Annotated in this window: 15 protein-coding genes; 4 read left to right on the plus strand and 11 right to left on the minus strand. The window is 63.8% G+C overall.

Features of this window, described 5'->3' with window-relative positions; all coding sequences use genetic code 11:
* Positions 1-148 precede the first annotated feature (148 nt).
* A complete protein-coding gene (gene katG / locus NKH54_RS19110; protein ID WP_353028731.1) occupies positions 149-2,344 on the minus strand; it encodes a catalase/peroxidase HPI in 2,196 nt (731 codons plus the stop codon).
* 140 nt (positions 2,345-2,484) lie between these two features.
* Between katG and NKH54_RS19115 the strand changes: the two genes are divergently transcribed.
* On the plus strand, positions 2,485-3,408 hold the full coding sequence (locus tag NKH54_RS19115; protein WP_353028732.1) for a hydrogen peroxide-inducible genes activator: 924 nt from the start codon (positions 2,485-2,487) through the stop codon (positions 3,406-3,408).
* A 28-nt stretch (positions 3,409-3,436) separates the two neighbouring features.
* On the opposite strand, the gene NKH54_RS19120 is transcribed toward NKH54_RS19115, so the two are convergent.
* From NKH54_RS19120 to hisS, 6 genes are all read right to left on the minus strand, one after another.
* On the minus strand, positions 3,437-3,976 hold the full coding sequence (locus tag NKH54_RS19120; RefSeq protein ID WP_352463252.1) for a DUF4411 family protein: 540 nt from the start codon (positions 3,974-3,976) through the stop codon (positions 3,437-3,439).
* Complete coding sequence (locus NKH54_RS19125; protein ID WP_352463227.1) at positions 3,948-5,156, minus strand: ImmA/IrrE family metallo-endopeptidase; 1,209 nt, start codon at positions 5,154-5,156, stop codon at positions 3,948-3,950. The genes NKH54_RS19120 and NKH54_RS19125 overlap by 29 nt, the downstream gene beginning before the upstream one ends.
* A 193-nt stretch (positions 5,157-5,349) precedes the next feature.
* Entirely contained in the window at positions 5,350-7,110 is a 1,761-nt protein-coding gene (locus tag NKH54_RS19130; RefSeq protein WP_353028733.1) for an AMP-binding protein, read from the minus strand.
* A gap of 230 nt (positions 7,111-7,340) precedes the next feature.
* A complete protein-coding gene (gene hisG / locus NKH54_RS19135; protein ID WP_023701298.1) occupies positions 7,341-8,042 on the minus strand; it encodes an ATP phosphoribosyltransferase in 702 nt (233 codons plus the stop codon).
* A complete protein-coding gene (locus tag NKH54_RS19140; protein WP_023704467.1) occupies positions 8,039-9,160 on the minus strand; it encodes an ATP phosphoribosyltransferase regulatory subunit in 1,122 nt (373 codons plus the stop codon). Before NKH54_RS19140 ends, hisG begins: the two co-directional genes overlap by 4 nt.
* A gap of 172 nt (positions 9,161-9,332) precedes the next feature.
* Complete coding sequence (gene hisS / locus NKH54_RS19145) at positions 9,333-10,838, minus strand: histidine--tRNA ligase (protein WP_353028734.1); 1,506 nt, start codon at positions 10,836-10,838, stop codon at positions 9,333-9,335.
* Positions 10,839-11,041: 203 nt separating this feature from the next.
* On the opposite strand from hisS, the gene NKH54_RS19150 reads away from it, so the two are divergent.
* Positions 11,042-11,284: a hypothetical protein gene (locus tag NKH54_RS19150; RefSeq protein ID WP_023704469.1), complete on the plus strand. Its 243-nt coding sequence runs from the start codon at positions 11,042-11,044 to the stop codon at positions 11,282-11,284.
* 127 nt (positions 11,285-11,411) lie between these two features.
* Here the strand turns inward: NKH54_RS19150 and NKH54_RS19155 are convergent, their stop codons facing one another.
* Positions 11,412-12,050, minus strand: a complete 639-nt coding sequence (locus NKH54_RS19155; RefSeq protein ID WP_023704470.1) for a DNA-3-methyladenine glycosylase I — start codon at positions 12,048-12,050, stop codon at positions 11,412-11,414.
* 209 nt (positions 12,051-12,259) lie between these two features.
* Here NKH54_RS19155 and NKH54_RS19160 point away from each other — a divergent pair, with 209 nt between their 5' ends.
* Entirely contained in the window at positions 12,260-13,003 is a 744-nt protein-coding gene (locus tag NKH54_RS19160; protein ID WP_023686831.1) for a L,D-transpeptidase, read from the plus strand.
* A 270-nt stretch (positions 13,004-13,273) separates the two neighbouring features.
* Entirely contained in the window at positions 13,274-14,194 is a 921-nt protein-coding gene (locus NKH54_RS19165; protein ID WP_023670547.1) for a bifunctional 5,10-methylenetetrahydrofolate dehydrogenase/5,10-methenyltetrahydrofolate cyclohydrolase, read from the plus strand.
* Positions 14,195-14,198: 4 nt separating this feature from the next.
* On the opposite strand, the gene glcF is transcribed toward NKH54_RS19165, so the two are convergent.
* The 3 genes from glcF to NKH54_RS19180 all read right to left on the minus strand — a co-directional run bounded on the left by glcF (position 14,199) and on the right by NKH54_RS19180 (position 18,454).
* Positions 14,199-15,524, minus strand: a complete 1,326-nt coding sequence (glcF, locus tag NKH54_RS19170; protein WP_023704471.1) for a glycolate oxidase subunit GlcF — start codon at positions 15,522-15,524, stop codon at positions 14,199-14,201.
* A 4-nt stretch (positions 15,525-15,528) separates the two neighbouring features.
* Positions 15,529-16,740, minus strand: coding sequence for an FAD-binding protein (locus NKH54_RS19175; RefSeq protein WP_023704472.1), 1,212 nt, complete (start codon positions 16,738-16,740; stop codon positions 15,529-15,531).
* A 217-nt stretch (positions 16,741-16,957) separates the two neighbouring features.
* Entirely contained in the window at positions 16,958-18,454 is a 1,497-nt protein-coding gene (locus NKH54_RS19180) for an FAD-linked oxidase C-terminal domain-containing protein (RefSeq protein WP_286439457.1), read from the minus strand.
* Positions 18,455-18,494: the final 40 nt, after the last annotated feature.

Below are 18,494 nucleotides of genomic sequence, written 5' to 3' on the forward strand. Positions count from 1 at the left end.
GGGGGTGTGTTCTGGGGGGCCGGGTGGGGGGGCGGCTATTGGGGGGGGGGCCCCCCCACCCCCCCATTCTCAAAACTCCTTGTTTTCCTATGTTTCAAAACCCCCGGGGGGGGGCCGGCGCCCCCCCCCCTTCGTTTGGGAGGTTGTATCAGGCAGCGATGTCGAAACGGTCGGCGTTCATCACCTTGGTCCACGCCTTGACGAAATCGCCAACGAATTTCTGCCCGGCATCCGCCGACCCGTAGACCTCGGCCAGCGCGCGCAGCTGCGCATGCGAGCCGAAGATCAGGTCGGCGCGTGTGGCGGTCCACTTGACCGCCCTGGTCTTGCGGTCGCGTGCTTCGTAGACCTCATGCGAGCCCGGCTCGGAGGCCGGATCCCAGATGGTGCTCATCGAGAGCAGGTTGACGAAGAAGTCGTTCGTCAGCGTGCCCGGCCTGTCGGTCAACACACCGTGCTTCGAGCCGCCGCTGTTGGCGCCGAGCACGCGCAGGCCACCAACCAGCACCGTCATCTCCGGCGCCGTCAGGCTGAGCAGTTGCGCCCGGTCGACCAGCATGGCTTCAACCGTCATCGGCGGTTTGCCCCTGACATAGTTGCGGAAGCCGTCAATTTTGGGCTCGAGCGCCGCAAAGGAATGGAAGTCGGTCTGCGCCTGCGAGGCGTCGGTGCGGCCGGGCGTGAAGGGAACCTTCACCGCATTGCCGCCATCCGTTGCGGCTTTCTCGACCGCGGCGACGCCGCCGAGCACGATGAGGTCGGCCACCGAGACCTTCTTGCCGCCTGCGTTGAACTCGTTCTGGATGGCTTCGAGCTTCGCCAGCACGGTGGCCAGTTCGACAGGCTGGTTGACCTCCCAGTCCTTCTGCGGCGCCAGGCGAATGCGCGCGCCATTGGCGCCGCCGCGCTTGTCGGAGTTGCGGAAGGTCGAGGCCGAGGCCCAGGCGGTCGAGACCAATTGCGAAACGCTGAGGCCCGAAGCCAGGATCTTGGCCTTCAGCAATGCGATATCCTGGTCGCTGACCAGCTCATGGTCGACGGCCGGAACCGGATCCTGCCAGATCAGCTCTTCCTTCGGCACCAGCGGGCCGAGATACCGCACGACCGGCCCCATGTCGCGATGGGTGAGCTTGTACCAGGCACGGGCGAAGGCATCGGCGAACTGCTCCGGATGCTCATGGAAGCGGCGCGAGATCTTCTCATAGGCCGGGTCGGCCCGCAGCGCGAGGTCGGTGGTCAGCATTGCCGGCGCATGACGCTTCGAGGGATTGTGCGCGTCCGGCACCGTAACCGCGCCAGAGCCGCCCTTCGGCGTCCACTGATGAGCCCCGGCCGGGCTCTTGGTCAGCTCCCATTCGAAGTTGAAGAGATTGTCGAAGAAGTTGTTGCTCCACTTGGTCGGCGTCGTCGTCCAGGTAACTTCGAGGCCGGACGTGATCGCATCGCCGGCAATGCCGGTGGCATGCTTGCTCGACCAGCCGAGGCCCTGCGCCTCGATGCCCGCGCCTTCCGGCTCGGCGCCGACCAGTGTTGCATCACCGGCGCCATGGGTCTTGCCGAATGTGTGGCCGCCGGCGATCAGCGCCACGGTTTCCTCATCGTTCATTGCCATGCGCGCGAAGGTCTCGCGGATGTCGCGGGCCGAGGCCAGCGGATCCGGCTTGCCGTTCGGCCCTTCCGGGTTGACGTAGATCAGGCCCATCTGCACCGCGCCGAGATGGCCGTGCAACTCACGGTCGCCGGAATAGCGCTTGTCGTCGAGCCACTTGGTTTCCGAACCCCAGTCGACATCCTGCTCGGGCTCCCAGACATCGGCGCGGCCACCGGCGAAGCCAAAGGTCTTGAAGCCCATCGATTCCAGCGCGACGTTGCCGGTGAGAATCAACAGGTCGGCCCAGGAGATCTTGCGGCCGTATTTCTGCTTGACCGGCCACAAAAGCCGGCGCGCCTTGTCGAGATTGGCGTTGTCCGGCCAGCTGTTCAGCGGCGCGAAACGCTGCTGGCCCGCACCGGCGCCACCCCGGCCGTCGCCGATGCGATAGGTGCCGGCGCTGTGCCAGGCCATGCGGATGAACAGCGGCCCGTAATGGCCGAAATCGGCCGGCCACCAATCCTGCGAATCCGTCATCACCTTGTGCAAATCCTCGATCACCGCGTCGAGGTCGAGCGTCTTGAACTCCGCGGCGTAGTCGAAAGCTTCGCCCATCGGGTCCGAAAGGCTCGACTGCTGGTGGAGAACGCCGATGTCGAGCTGGTTCGGCCACCAGTCGCGGTTGGTCCTGGCGGAGGTTCCATGCGCGACCGGGCATTTGCCGGCGCTGTTGTCGTCGGTCATCGCGTCCATCTTGGCCTCCGAATTGCTGATTTATGTGTTGGTTTTTCCGGGCCGGCCGGGAGCCGCGCCACTCTGGAATAGTTCCAGACTAAGCCGTCTCTTCGATAAAAACAAATTGCCTTTCCTGTTTGTTGCGATAGGTTTTCCTTATGGTTGGCCTGACGGTGCGGCAGATGCAGTATTTCGAGGCTTTGGCGCAAACGCTGCATTTCGGCCGCGCCGCAAAACTCGCCGGCGTCAGCCAGCCGGCGCTGTCCGCGCAGATCGCCGAGATGGAGCAAAGGCTGAACTGCCGGCTGTTCGAGCGCGGCGGCAAGACGGTGCGGCTGACCGAGGAGGCGCTGGCGATTTTGCCGCGCATCGAGCGCATTCTGCGCGATATCAGCGAGGTCGAAACGACGGCCAGGCGCGGCCGCCCGGCGATGGAAGGCCGCTTCCGGCTGGGCATCATTCCGACGGTGGCGCCGTATCTTTTGCCGCACGTGCTGCCGGAGCTGAAACGGCATTTTCCTTCGCTGCAACTCGAACTGCGCGAAGCGGTGACCGCGTCGCTGGTCGAGGACACGGCGACGGGGCGGCTCGACGCCTTCATCGCAGCGCTGCCGCTCGACCAGCCCGGCCTGGTCACCGAAGAGCTGTTCGCCGACCGCTTCTTCCTCGCCGTGCCGTCGGGCGACCCGGCCTTCGCCTCGCCGCCAGTGCCGCCGGAAAGCCCGGCGCTGGAGCGGCTGATGCTGCTGGAGGAAGGCCACTGCCTGCGCGAACAGGCGCTGGCGCTATGCGGCAGCGTGCGCCCGGTGGCAATGGCAAGCTATGGCGCCACCAGCCTGACGACACTGCTGCAGATGGTGGCGCATGGGCTGGGCGTCACGCTCATCCCCGAAATGGCGGCGAAGCCGGCCAGCGCCATGCCGGACCTCAAGATCGTGCCGTTCCAGGAGCCGATGCCGCAACGCACGATCTGCCTCGCCTGGCGCCGCAACAAGGTGCGCCATGATGAGTGCGTGGAACTGGCGAAGATCATTCGCGGGCTGGATGGGGCGGTGCTGGGGTGTGAGGGGCTTGCACACTAGGTCGATGGATGAAGCGATGAGCTATGCTCTAAACGCGGTCACGCCATTTGGTCGAGAAATTGAGCTCTCGAACTAGCAAGAAACTATCACCCCATACCACATGCATTTGGTTGCAGACATCAGGAATTCTGCGATTTGCACGTTGTGCTGCCGGTTTTGAAACTTCGGTCGTGATAACCGTCCGGACATCCGGAGCAAACATGGCATACGATATCAGAAAAGGATCACGTCCGATCTTGATGATTTCGGCGTCGGTAAGGTCATGGGCATAGCCGTTCGCCAAGACATCTTGAACCCGCCCGACATCGGCTTCTTCCTCGAGGCAAAGCGCATTCTTATTGTCTTTGTCACCAAGCCATTGAGCCAGGTCGTCTGTACCCCCTACGATTTCCTCGAGGATTTCGACGGGAATCTTGATTGCACCTTGTTCACCCCAATGCAGCAACCAGTCCCAGAACTCGGGCACGCGATCAAATGCGTAATACGAGTTCTTGGCGGTGATTAGGACGTTGGCATCGAGGAGATAAATCGTTACCCCCTCAAGCTGCGCGGCCAGAGGTGCCAGCAGTCGACAACCCCGTCAGAGCGTAAACGTTGGTCGGCTTAACGCCCAAGATTCGACTCGCCATAGATGGCGAGAGAACGCCCTCGGCAAGCATCCGCCCAGAAAGGGCCACTAGTCGGTTACCCAGCCTATGCCGTCGGACTACATAATAATCGGGTCCGTTCTCGTTCTCCTTATTTCGCTCTCGCGCGGTCGCCCGGTTCTGAAGCCACAAGCGGCGAAAGATGCCACTAATCTCGGCCCACACTTCGCGCGAAATAATGCCCTCGCGAAACAGCTTATAGTTGACTGCAGAATGGCTCACGCGCCAAGCCTCAGCGAGCTGCCTTATTCTAGCGATGACTTGTTCGGTTGGCGCGCCGCGCAAAGCGTCCTCACGACCAGCTTCACCTTCGGGCATGAGGATTTGGCCAGCAACGTCGTTGCAGAATACCTCGACTGCAGTGGAAGGATTTGCGCCGCTGATTCCCGTGCGGCCGATCCAGATATGCGCCAATTCATGCAGCAGTGAAAAAGACCACGCTGCTTCACTATCCTGATCGTTTATGACGACGAAAGGCGCGATAGGATCCGCCAAGGCAACCCCACGAAAAAGCTCAACGTCAAGAGCACTGTGGTGACTTCCAAGATTCCCAATCAACAGCACGAAGACACCGATTTGTTCGGTGAGGTTCCTCAAATAAGCGAAGGCGTCATTTCGGCCACCCCGCCTGAATTGAGTAAGATTGAAACTAAGAGCGTCCTTAATTTCCTTTGCTAGTGCCTTGGTACTGCCATTAGCGTCGAAGCTTCCGACGAAAGACAGCTTTTTTGCCTCGTCTTCAACTTCGAGCAGGGAGCGAACCATCTCTTGTCTTGCCCTAACTTCGCGCAGCAAAGCATCAACTAATGCCTCGTCTCGCCGAGCATAATCCACCGGCAAGGTGCGGAAATCCTCACCACGCTCCGCCCGCTTAGGGGGTGCGGGCAGATAGAACGCAAGCAACGGGCGCCGGTAGTGTTTTGCCATCTTTAGGAGCAAGGGCCGGGAAGGTTCGCCATCGCCATTTTCCAACGCCGCAAGACGATCTGGACCTGCGACAGAACGCGTGTCCTTGAGGCCCAGCCTTTTTGCTGCACCTTCGAGATCGAACCCGGCCGTTTCGCGGGCCCACTTTAGCACGTCAGGATTGACGCTTGGCATTCCTCACCTTTGTTGAGCCGGTCATGTTTCCCGGCACCATGGTACAACCTGCAAGCAAACGCTTCGTTACGAGGTGGTCATATATTTAGGAAGTGGTCAACGGTTTCGCCCTGAGGGGAAATCGCCAATACGCTACCGATAACGACCATTGTCAGCGGCAATCCAGTCTCGTAACGCAGGCAATTAGATCACCCTACGCCGTCTTCTGCACCACCAGCCCCAGTTCCTCCACCATCGCTTCCCGCATCAGAAACTTCTGCGGCTTGCCCGTCACCGTCATCGGCAGTTCGGTGCGGAAGCGGATGTAGCGGGGGATTTTGTAGTGGGCGATCTGGCCGGCGCAGAAATTCTTGATCTCCTGCTTGGTGGCGATCTGGTTGGGCTTCAGCACGATCCAGGCGCACAGCTCCTCGCCATATTTGGCGTCGGGAATGCCGAACACCTGCACCTCCTTGACCTTGGGATGGCGGTAGAGGAATTCCTCGACCTCTCTGGGATAGACGTTTTCGCCGCCGCGGATGACCATGTCCTTGACCCGGCCGACAATGTTGCAATAGCCCTCGGCGTCGATGGTGGCGAGATCACCGGTGTGCATCCAGCCATCGCTGTCGATCGCCTCGCGGGTTTTTTCCGCGTCGTCCCAATAACCCTTCATCACGGAATAGCCGCGTGTGCAAAGCTCGCCCGGCGCGCCGACCGCGACGGTGGCGCCGTCGGCGTCGATGGCCTTGACCTCGACATGCGGATGGATGCGGCCGACAGTGGAGACGCGTTTTTCCAGCGGATCGTCGACGCTGCTCTGGAACGAGACCGGGCTGGTCTCGGTCATGCCGTAGGCGATGGTCACCTCTTCCATATGCATCAGCGTCACCACCTTCTTCATCACCTCGATCGGGCATGGTGAGCCCGCCATGATGCCGGTGCGCAGGCTGGAGAGATCGAAGCTGGCGAAATCCGCATGGTCGAGCATGGCGACGAACATGGTCGGTACGCCGTAGAGGCCGGTGCAGCGTTCCTGCGCCACCGCCTTCAGCGTGGCGCCGGCGTCAAAACCCTCGCCCGGGAAAACCATGGTCGCGCCCTTGGTGACGCAGCCCATCGTGCCCATCGACATGCCGAAGCAGTGATAGAGCGGCACCGGGATGCAGAGCCGGTCGTCGACGGTGAGCCTGATTGCCGCGGTGACGAAATTGCCGTTGTTGACGATGTTGGTGTGGGTCAGCGTCGCGCCCTTGGGCGCGCCCGTCGTGCCTGATGTGAACTGGATGTTGATGGCTTCGCCCGGCTTCAGCCCTTCGGAGATGCGGTCGAGGCTGTCATGCTCGTCACGGCCGGCCATCGACAGCACGTCGGCGAAATTGAACATGCCGGGCGAGTTGTCATCGCCCATGCGGATGACGATCTTCAGCGCCGGCAATTTCTGCGCCTTGAGCTTGCCGGGGGTGGCCTTGGCGAGCTCCGGCGCCAGCGTCTCGATCATGCCGAGATAGTCGGAGGTCTTGAAACTGGCGGCGGTGACCAGCGCCTTGCAGCCGACCTTGTTGAGGGCATATTCGAGCTCGGTCAGCCGGTAGGCCGGGTTGATGTTGACCAGGATCAGGCCGATGCGAGCGGTGGCGAATTGGGTGACCAGCCATTCCCAGCGGTTGGGCGACCAGATGCCGACACGGTCGCCTTTTTCGAGGCCGAGCGCCAGGAAGCCGGCGGCGAGCGTATCGACCGTGTCCGACAATTCGCTCCAGGTGAAGCGCTTGTCCTGGCCGACGAAGACGGCAGCATCCTGCGTGGCGTATCTGCCGACCGTGTCGGAGAAAAGCTGGGGGATCGTCTTGTCGAGCAGCGGCGGGGTGCGCTCGCCGGAGACATGCGCGCGGCCGTCGAGCGGGGCGATGAACGCCCTGCCGCGCCCGCGCAGATTGGTGGCGTTCTTGAGCTCGTCGAGATTGATCGCCATCGCCGTCTCCTCCCGATGAGTGAGCCTAGCAGCCTGATGGGATGGTGGAAAGTAGAGGCGGTTCCCCTCCCCCTCGCGGGGAGGGTGCCTCGCGAAGCGAGGCGGTGGGGTCCTCGGCGAAGTGCTCGACTTCCTTGCTCACGGTCGACCCGGCTTGGGTCGTCTCGCGTCGAGCACTGCCGGAGCGACCCCACCCGTCCATCCGCCTTTGGCGGCTGTCCACCCTCCCCTCAAGGGGGAGGGAGCGCGCTCATCTTCGCGGCTATTTCCCGCACTAGCGCCTCATCCGCAGCAGCACGATCTTTCCTGGCAGCCACGAGGCAGGCCTGCGACTTCAGCACAACCCCATCGGCCAGCACCTTGAGATGGTTGGCGCGTAGGGTCGAGCCGGTGGTGGTGATGTCGACGATGACATCGGCAAGGCCTGCCGCCGGCGCGCCTTCGGTAGCGCCGAGGCTTTCGACGATGCGGTAAACCTGGATGCCGTGCTTTTGCGAGAAGAATTGTTGCGTCAGCCGCCAGTATTTGGTTGCGATCCTCAGCCGCCTGCCGTGGCGCTGGCGGAAATCGGCGGCGACATCGTCGAGATCGGCCATGGTATCGACGTCGAGCCAGATGCCGGGCACCGCGACCACGACATCGGCATGGCCGAAGCCGAGGCGAGCGACGATTTCGGCGCGCGCTTCCCAGTCGGCGAGGTTTTCGCGCAGCAGATCCTCGCCGGTAATGCCGAGGTCGACCGAACCTTGCCCAATCTCGCCGGCGATTTCGGACGCCGACAGGAACGCCACCTCGATGCCCTCAGTGCCGTCGATGCGGGCGCGGTACTGGCGCTCATCGCCGGGCAGGCTGACGGCAAGCCCGGCCCTGGCCAGTACCTCCAAGGCCTGCTCCTTGAGCCGGCCTTTCGATGGGATCGCCAGCGTGATCATTGCGGCTCTCCCCGCAGCGCTTCGATGCGGTCGAGCCAGACGGAGAAGCCGACGCCGGGGATCGGCGTCTTGGCGCCGAGCAGGGTCAGCAGCCGGTCGTAGCGACCGCCGCCGGCCAGCGGCCGCTCGCCACCAAGTGCTGCGATCTCGAAGACGATGCCGGTGTAGTAATCCAGCGGACGGCCGAAGGCAGCGTCGTAGCGGATCGTCTTTGCAGGCAGGCCATGTGCCTCGATGGCTTTGGCGCGGGCGGCGAATTTTTCCAGCGCCGCGCCCAGCGAAAGCCCGGCAGAGGCCGCAAAACTTTCGAGCGCAGCACTCGCGCCGTCGAGCGGCACGTCGATGGCGAGAAAATCCCTGAGCGCCGCAAACGCTTCGTTCGACAACCGCACGCTGCGCAGTTCGGCCTTTTCGATCAGCCGCCGGGCAATGTCCGCCGGCGCGCGCCCGCCGGAGCCCGACAGGCCGGCCCCTTCCATGCCGCCGGCGATGTGGGCGGAAAGCGCTTCGAGATCGCCATCGAGCACAAGGGCCGCGACATCGCCGTCAAGCTGACCGTTGCGCGGCGGGTTGGCGAGATCGGCGAGTGCTGCCTGCAGCATCGGCGCCGAGCCGAAGGCGCGCGCAAGCCGCATGCGCCAGCCGCGCGGCAAGCCGAGTGCTGCCAGCACCGCCTCGAAGATGGTCTGGTCGCCGAGCGTGATCGCAAGAGGTTGCGCCGGCAGCACCAGCTGCAGCAGCGCGTGCGCATCGGCCAGCGAACGCGCATCGGCCTCGGCTGTATCGCGGTCGCCGAGATCCTCGATGCCGGCCTGAAAGAACTCGTTGCCGCCCTCGCGGCGCTGGCGGAACACTTCGCCGAGATAGGAATAGCGGCGCGGCGTGCCGGCCTGCGAGGCGATGTGGTCGAGGCAGACGGGGATGGTGAATTCGGGCCGCAGACACAGCGTCTTGCCGGTCTCGCTTTCGGTGAGAAAGATGCGGCGGCGCAGATCCTCGCCGGCCATATCGAGGAATGGGTCGGCCGGCTGCAGCACCGCGACCTCAACCGCATGGGTGTTGCGGGTGGCGAAGAGCTTGGTGATTTCGGATGCGATGGCGGGATAGCGGGAGGTCATGCGTGGCGCGAGGCACCCCCCTCTGGCCTGCCGGCCATCTCCCCCTCAAGGGGGGAGATTGGCAGCTCGGAGCGCAGCGCCTCTTCTTCAACGCCGGAGATTGGCGAAACCATGCGCGACATCCAATCTCCCCCCTTGAGGGGGAGATGGCCGGCAGGCCAGAGGGGGGCGTTCAAGCGCCACCCTTCGCACGGTCAGCGGCCTGCACCGCCAAAATCTTCCTCACCTCGGCGACCAGCTCTCCCTCCGCCACCGTCACCTGCGCCGGGCGGGCAGCCCGCCATTCAGCGTTGTCGGCGATTTCAGCGGACATGCGCGCGCCTTCGATCAGATCCTTGATCTGCAACTCGCCCTTGGCGCGCTCATCGCCGCCCTGGATGATCGCGACCGGGCTACCGCGGCGGTCGGCGTATTTCAGCTGCGCCTTCATGCCGGCGCCGCCGAGATACATTTCGGAGCGGATGCCGGCCGCGCGCAGATCGGCCACCATCTTCTGGTAGCGACCGAGGCTTTCCGTATCCTTGTCCATCACCAGCACGACGACCGGCGCGATGACATCGGTGGTGTCCAGCTTGCCGAGGTTCTTCAGCGCCGTCATCAGGCGGGAGACGCCGATCGAAAAGCCGGTCGCCGGCACCGGCTCGCCACGGAAGCGCGAGACCAGCCCGTCATAGCGGCCGCCACCACCGACCGAACCGAAGCGCACGATCTGGCCGTCTTCGTTGGGGATTTCGGCCAGAAGCTCGGCCTCGAAAACCGGGCCGGTGTAGTATTCGAGGCCACGCACGACGGAGCGGTCCATGGCGATGCGATCTTCGCCATATCCGGCCGCCCTGACCAGGGCTTCAATCGTCGCGAGCTCGCCGACGCCTTCTTGGTAAGTCGAGTTCGAGCTCACTATGGAAACCTGGTCGACCTGTGCGTTCCTTGCCGTGGCGAGAAGAACTGCTTCAGCTTGCCCGTCGTCCAAACCAGCGCCCTTGGCGAAGTCGCCCTCGCCTTCCTTGCCGCCATCCCATCGGCCCGGCCCAAGCAGAAGCTTCACGCCTTCCGGCCCGAGCTTGTCCAGCTTGTCGATGGCGCGCAGCACGGTCAGCCGGCGGCCGGCATTGTTGTCACCGCCAAGGCCGATCGCCTCCAGCACGCCGTCAAGCACCTTGCGGTTGTTGACGCGAATGACGTAGTCGCCGCGCTTGATGCCAAGCGCTTCCATCACGTCGGCCATCATCATGGCCATCTCGGCGTCGGCTGCGACGCCCGGCGTACCGATCGTGTCGGCGTCGAATTGCATGAACTGGCGGAAGCGGCCCGGGCCGGGCTTTTCGTTGCGGAACACCCAGCCGGAGCGGTAGCTGCGATAGGGTTTCGGCAGCTTCTCAAAATTCTCGGCGACGTAGCGCGCCGTCGGCGCGGTCAGGTCGTAGCGCAGCGACAGCCACTGCTCATCATCGTCCTGGAAAGAAAATACGCCCTCATTAGGCCGGTCCTGGTCGGGCAGGAACTTGCCGAGCGCATCGGTGTATTCGATCAGCGGCTGGTCGGCCGGCTCGAAACCGTAGAGCTCATAGACCGAACGGATCGTCGCCATCATCTTCTCGACGGCGCGGATATCGTCGGCGCTGCGGTCGGCAAAGCCGCGCGGCAGCCGCGCTTTCGTCTTTTCCGATTTGTCGGCCATGGGATGGGTCTTTTCGCTAAGTAATCGATGACTTATTTGGAGTCGGCGTGTCCTAACCGAAGCGGCTTGGTGCGGCAAGGGTTTGCGCTCTTTCCTTCTCCTTCGAAACAAAACGCACCAAAAGGAAACAATTCCGCCATCGGCGCGGCATCGTGCCGACACAATCAGAGCCGATAAGCGCGCCGAAACAAAGGGTTGGGGCCATGACTGCGGCACGCAAATTCGATATCAGAGACGACGGCTTGCATGAAGTCCGGCTGCGGCCGGCCGAGAGCCGTGCGCAGGTGACGGCGAGCCCCGGTCCGTTTGAGGTCACTGCCGACGAGCGCAAGGGTTCGACCATGCGCGAGGCGCTGATGACTGGATTGCTGGTGATTTATCCGGCCTTTGCGGCACTGGCGGCGATTGTCGCCGGGTTTTTTCTGACGGGCGCCAGCGGGACGTGAGTTCCTTACCCTCCCCCTTGTGGGGAGGGTCGACGCGTAGCGTCGGGGTGGGGGTGCGGCGCCAAGATACCCCCACCCGCGCCTTCGGCGCGACCACCCCACAAGGGGGAGGTAGGGGGACAGCGCCCTACTTCGGCCTCTTAAAGGCCTTGCGTTCCTTCTCCACCTGCTCCCGGCAAACACACCCCTCGAGATGGTCGTTGACCAGACCCATCGCTTGCATGAAGGCATAGACCGTCGTCGGTCCGACAAAGCTCCAGCCGCGCTTTTTCAACTCCTTCGAAATCCTGATCGAGACCGCTGTCGTCGGGTTGGCCCGCAGGTGGGCGAGGTCGACGATCTCCGGCCGCTCCTCCGGCCCCGGCTCGAACTTCCAGAACCAGGCGGCCAGCGAGCCGAATTCATCCACCATTTCGCGCGCGCGTTTGGCGTTGTTGATGGTCGAGACGATCTTGCCGCGGTGGCGGATGATGCCGACATTGGCGACCAGGCGCTCGACATCCTCGTCGGTGAAGGCAGCGACCTTGTCGAAGTCGAAACCGGCGAAGGCCTCGCGGAAATTCTCGCGCTTGCGCAGAATGGTCAGCCAGGACAGGCCGGACTGAAAGCCTTCCAGGCAGATTTTTTCGAACAGCCTGCGGTCGTCGGCGACCGGCCGGCCCCATTCATGGTCGTGGTAGTGCAGATAGTCCGGCAGATTGCCGTGCCAGAAGCAGCGCGTGATCCCGTCGGAGCCGGTAAGCAGTCCGGTGTTGTCTTGCGCCATGGCCAATCCATCCGTTAACGCGCTTTCGCGCTGCATTTACCGCGGCTTTACCAGATTCCTGAACCCGACGGTAACCACACCAAAAGGTTTACTGACAAAGCGGCATTTTACGCATTCCGATTCATGTTTCGGTTGCCGCTTCGCGCCAAGGATCGCGCAACCGGGGGCAAGTTCCGCCTCCGTCCGTTCGACGATCAAGGTGCGTTCCGATGAAGATCTTTTTGCGTTCCGTGCTCGGCGCCGTGGCCATTCTGGCCGCCGGCGTCACCTCTTCTGCCGCCAACGACCGCTATGCCGACAGGCCGCCGGTGATGGTGAGCCCCGACCTTTCCGCACCCTGGGTGCTGCAGCTTGGCCGGGCGCCCGGCATCGTGCGGCAGAGCCGACAGGTGGTCCAGCAGCCGCGACTTCGCTATGCGCAGCCGGCGCGACCCGATCGGGTGCGCACTGCTTCCGTGCAGGCGCCGGCCAAGCGCGTGGTGATGCGGCCGCAGATCAATCCGCTCTACCTGCCGCAGGAAGTCGCCTATGACGGCCCGCAGAAGCCGGGCACGATCGTCATCGATACGACGCAGAACTTCCTGTTCCTGGTCGAGAAGAACGGCAAGGCGCGGCGCTATGGCGTCGGCACAGGCAAGCCTGGCTTCGAATGGTCTGGCACGCACAAGATCACCAACAAGCGCGTCTGGCCGGACTGGCGCCCGCCAGCGGAGATGATCAAGCGCGAGGCCGCCAAGGGCCGCTACCTCCCGACCTATCTGGCCGGCGGCGAGGAAAACCCGCTTGGCGCCCGCGCGCTCTATCTCGGCACGACGGAATACCGCATCCACGGCACCAACCAGCCATGGACCATCGGCGGCTCGGTGTCTTCCGGCTGCATCCGCATGCGCAACGAGGACGTGGTTGACCTTTACGAGAGGGTCAATGTTGGAACGACCGTGGTCGTGATATAATCGGCTACCGAATCATCTGGTCCAGAAGGTTAGACCTTCAGGGTCGGGAAGAGTTTACGGGGGACGGGCCGTGTGGGGATGCGGCCAGTCAGGAAAGGGCAGCCTGGGAAACCGCGCTGCCCTTTCTCTTTGCGGCGGTAGCTGAGCCAGGCTGCGCCAGAACGTCGCGCCAGGGGGACGACGGTTCGCTTTCACGCTGCCTTGCCGCATTTCCCCTGCTATAGGGACGGCCAAACTCCCCTGCGCCAAACTCGCTGCAAAGGTTCAGCCATGTCTCCGCCAGACGATAGCCGCTATCTCCGGGGCGGCCCGGTCGCCCAGCGCATCATGGCATCCGTGCGCGAGGATGCCGCCATCGCCACCGCCGAAGGTTTTCCGCCCAAGCTGGTGTCGATCACCGTCGGCGATACCGCTGCCGTCGATGTCTATGTGCGCAACCAGCGCGCCAAGGCCGCGCTTGCCGGCATCGGTTTCGAGGAGCGGCGGTTCCCCGCCGACATCAGCGCCGGCGAACTCGAGGCGGCGATCCACGGCCTGAACGCCGACCCGCGCGTCACCGGCATCATCATCCAGCGGCCGGTGCCGGCGCATATCCCGATCAAGACGCTGCAAGCGGCGGTGCATCCACTGAAGGACGTCGAGGGCATGCATCCGGCGTCGATCGGCAATATCGTCTACAATCAGCTCGACCTCGCGCCTTGCACGGCTGCGGCCTCGGTCGAGCTGCTCAAGGAAACCGGCCTCGACCTCAAGGGGCTCGAAGTCGTCGTCGTCGGCCATTCCGAGATCGTCGGCAAGCCGATTGCCTTCCTGCTGATGAGCGAAGGAGCAACGGTGACGGTGTGCCATCACATGACGCGCTCGGTGGCGGCACATGCGCGCCGCGCCGATGCGCTGTTCGTCGCCGTCGGCAAGCCGCGGCTGATCAAGGCCGACATGGTGAAGCCCGGTGCGGCCGTCATCGACATCGGCATCAATTCCGAGATCGGCCCGGACGGCACGAGCCGCATCGTCGGCGACGTCGACACCGAGAGCGTGAAGGAAGTCGCGTCCTGGATCACGCCGGTGCCGGGCGGCGTCGGCCCGATCACTGTGGCGATCCTCTTGCGCAACACAATGGTCGCGCTCAGCCGCCAGCGCGCGCGCTACCAGGCGACGTATGGCGTGGTGGACCGGCTGGCAGCGGAATAGCTGCTTACTCGGCGGCGACCAGGTTTCCTTCGGAGACGCCCTCCGGCTTCGGACCACCATAGGCCCAGTCGAGCAGCTTGATCGTGTGCACCACCGGCAGCTTCGCGGCGGAAGCGATCTGGGTGATGCAGCCGATGTTGCCGGTGGCGACGATTTCGGCGTCGGTCGCCTCGATGTTCTTCACCTTGCGGTCACGCAACCTTGCGGAAATCTCCGGCTGCAGGATGTTGTAGGTGCCGGCGGAGCCGCAGCACAGATGCCCCTCGCGCGGTTCGCGCACGACGAAGCCCGCCTTGGACAGCAATTCCTTCGGCTGGCGGGTGATCTTCTGGCCGTGCTGCATCGAGCAGGCGGAGTGATAGGCGACGACGGTGCCGGGTTTGCGCACCGGCTCGGGCAGGTCGAGGCTTGCGAGATATTCGGTAATGTCCCTGGCCAGCGCCGAGACCCGCGCGGCCTTGTCGGCATAGGCCGGATCGAGGCGCAGCATGAAGCCGTAGTCCTTGATCGTTGTGCCGCAGCCGGACGCGGTGATGACGATGGCATCGAGCCCGCCCTGGTCGATGGCACGCGTCCACGCATCGACATTCTGCCGGGCCGAGGCAAGGGCTGCTGCCTCGCGGCCCATATGATGGACCAGCGCGCCACAGCAGGCTTCGCCCTGCGGCACCACGACCTCGACGCCAAGCCTGGTCAGCAATGCAATCGTCGTCTCGTTGATGGCGGGGTCGAGTACCGATTGGGCGCAGCCGGTGAGGATGGCGACGCGGCCTCTCTTCGTCCCCTGCCCGGCATGAATGCCGGAAGAGGCCATTGGCGAGACCGTCGGGATCGAGGCCGGTGCCAGCTTCAGCATCGCGCTGAGCGGCTTCAGGGCCGACACCTTTTCGAACAGACGAATGAATGGCTTGCCGAGTCTCGCCAATTTCAGCGCGGCGCGAAAGCGCGCGGGATAGGGCAGCACGAAGGCCAGCATGGCGCGGGTGAGCCGGTCGAGCAGCGGCCGCTTGTAAGTTTCCTCGATATGGGCGCGGGCATGGTCGACCAAGTGCATGTAATTGACGCCCGACGGGCAGGTCGTCATGCAGGCGAGGCAGGACAGGCAGCGGTCGATATGGGTGACGATCTCCTTGTCGGCCGGGCGGCCATTCTCCAGCATGTCCTTGATGAGATAGATGCGGCCGCGCGGCGAATCCAGTTCGTTGCCAAGCGTCACATAGGTCGGGCAGGTGGCGGTGCAGAAGCCGCAATGCACGCATTTGCGCAGGATCTTCTCCGATTCCGCGACATGCGGATCGGCGAGCTGGGCAAGGGAGAAGTTAGTTTGCATTATCTTAGCCTTGGGCCATGCGGCCTGGGTTCAGGATGGTCTTAGGATCGAACTCGGCCTTCATGCGCGCCGACAGTGCGGCCAGATGCGGCGCCTGCGGCTCGAACACCGGAACGGCGGCGCGATACGAAGGGGTGGCGCGCACCAGCGTCGCGTGGCCGCCGCGATGCTTTCTGATCAGCCCGCGCAGCAGGGCGGCCTCGGGATCGCCCTGCTCCATGCGCAGCCAGACCAGCCCGCCCTGCCAGTCGTAGAAGGCGCTGACACCGATCTGCATGCGCAGCGTCAGCACCATCTGATGGGCCTGAGACGGCGCCATGGAGACGCGCCAGACCGGCTTTTCGCTACGGTCGGCGAATGGCGTGCAGTCCCTTATGTCACGCCAGAGGGTATGCGATGTCTCGCCTGCGATCTCCTGCAGCGGGCCGGCATTTTTCAGCAGGGTCTTCAGTGCCTCGATGCGATAGGCGACCGATGGGCCAAACCCTTCGACGCGCAGCAGCGTTGCAGCGTCAGTGCCTAGACTGCCCCCGGCAACGCGCGCGGCGATGCGTTCGGGCAGATGGGCCGCGCTCGACACTTCGGCGCTGGAGCCGAGCGCCAGCGCCATGGCGGCAGAGGCGGCATCGTCGAGTAGGCCGCGCATGGCAAGCGTCACCTCGGTCTCGGCCGCCGGCAGCACCTTGAAGGTGACATCGGTGAACACGGCCAGCGTGCCCCAGCTGTTGGCCATCAGCTTCGACAGATCGTAGCCGGTGACATTCTTGACGACGCGGCCGCCGGACTTGAAGGCCTCGCCGCGTCCGGCAACCGCATTGATTCCCAGAATATGGTCTCGTGCACCCCCCGCCTTCAGCCGGCGCGGGCCGGACAGGTTCGCGGCGAGCACGCTGCCGATCGTGCCCTTGCCGGGCTCGCCGCCGAGTAAAGGACCGTAATCCATCGGTTCGAAGGCGAGTTGCTGGCCGCTTTCGGCGAGCAGGTTTTCGATCTCGGAAAGCGGCGTGCCGGCCTTGGCCGACAGTACCAACTCGGCCGGCTCGTAGAGCGTGACGCCGGTGAGCTTCGAAAGATCGAGCGTGTGTTCGCTCTGCTGTGGCCGGCCGATGCCGCGCTTGGAGCCGTGGCCGATGATTTCCAAAGGTGACTCTTCCGCCGCCGCCCATTGGACGGTGGAGAGGATCTCGGCCGATGTGGTGGGGGTGAAGGTCGTCATGGCGAAGATGGGTCGAGTTCCTTCGCGCCCCCCTCTGTCCTGCCGGACATCTCCCCCACTTGGGGGGAGATTAGCAGCTTTGGCGACCGCGCTTCTCTAGCAACGTCGAAGATTGGCGAAGGCAGAGATGACTGGTGATCTCCCCCCTTGTGGGGGAGATGTCCGGCAGGACAGAGGGGGGCGCGAAGGATCGCCGACGTGAGACATTCCGCCCCCATCAAAACCTCGGAATGTCCGGAAACGCCACCTGGCCGCGATGCACGTGCATGCGCCCAAGCTCCGCGCAGCGGCGCAGTTGTGGAAACACCTTGCCGGGGTTGAGCAAATGATTGGGGTCGAAGGCGCATTTGACGCGCATTTGCTGATCGAGGTCGATCTGGTCGAACATTTCAGGCATCAAGTCGCGCTTCTCGACGCCGACGCCGTGCTCGCCGGTCAAGACGCCGCCGACCTTGACGCAGAGCCGCAAGATGTCGGCGCCAAAACTTTCCGCCTTGTCGAGTTCGCCCGGCACGTTGGCGTCGTAGAGGATCAGCGGATGCAGATTGCCGTCGCCGGCGTGGAAGACATTGGCGACGCCAAGGCCGTATTTCTCCGACAGTTCGCGCATGCCGGCGAGCACACGCGGCAATTCCTTGCGCGGGATGGTGCCATCCATGCAGTAATAGTCGGGCGAGATGCGGCCGACCGCCGGGAAGGCCGCCTTGCGGCCGGCCCAGAAACTCAGCCGCTCCTGTTCGGATTGCGAGATGCGACAGGTGGTGGAGCCGTTCCTATAGGCGATCGCTTCGACGAGACCGATCAGGTGATCGACCTCGACGCCCGGCCCGTCGAGTTCGACGATCAGCAGCGCCTCGACATCAAGGGGGTAGCCGGCATGGACGAAATCTTCCGCGGCATGGATCGCCGGCCGGTCCATCATCTCCATGCCGCCAGGGATAATGCCGGCGCCGATGATGTCGGCGACGCATTGGCCGCCCTGCTCGCTGGTCGGAAAGCCGATCAGCAGAGCGCGGGCCGTCTCCGGCTTTTTCAGGATGCGCACGGTGACCTCGGTGACGACGCCGAGCAGGCCTTCGGACCCCGTCATGACGCCGAGGAGATCATAGCCTTCCGAGTCCAGATGATTGCCGCCCAGGCGCACCACCTCGCCGTTCATCAGCACCATCTCGATGCCGAGCACATTGTTGGCGGTCAGGCCGTATTTCAGGCAGTGCACGCCGCCGGAATTTTCCGCGACATTGCCGCCAATCGAGCACGCGATCTGGGAGGATGGGTCAGGGGCGTAGTAAAAGCCCTCCTGCTCGACGGCAATGGTGATGCCAAGATTGGTAACGCCTGGCTGAGCGACGACGATGCGGTCGGGATAGTCGATGGCAAGGATGCGGTTGAAGCGGCTCATGACCAGCAGCACGGCATCCTCGAGCGGCAGCGCGCCGCCCGACAACGAGGTTCCGGAGCCGCGCGGCACGACACGGATGTTGCGGTCGTTGCAGTATTTCAAGATGCGCGACACCTGCGCCACCGTTTCCGGCAGCACCACGACCAGCGGCAATTGCCGGTAGGCGGTGAGGCCGTCGCTTTCGAAGGCGCGCATCTCATTGGTGGCGTCGACGACGCCCTCGCCCGGCACGATGATGCGCATGTCGGCGACGATCTCCGCCCGCCTTCGCATAGTGGCGTCGTCTGGCTTGGGCATGACAAGGCCGGACATCGGCGGCGTTCTCCGCTTGGCTGGTAAAAATCTTTTACCA

The organism is Mesorhizobium sp. M1004 (assembly GCF_040318795.1).
Lineage (GTDB): Bacteria > Pseudomonadota > Alphaproteobacteria > Rhizobiales > Rhizobiaceae > Mesorhizobium.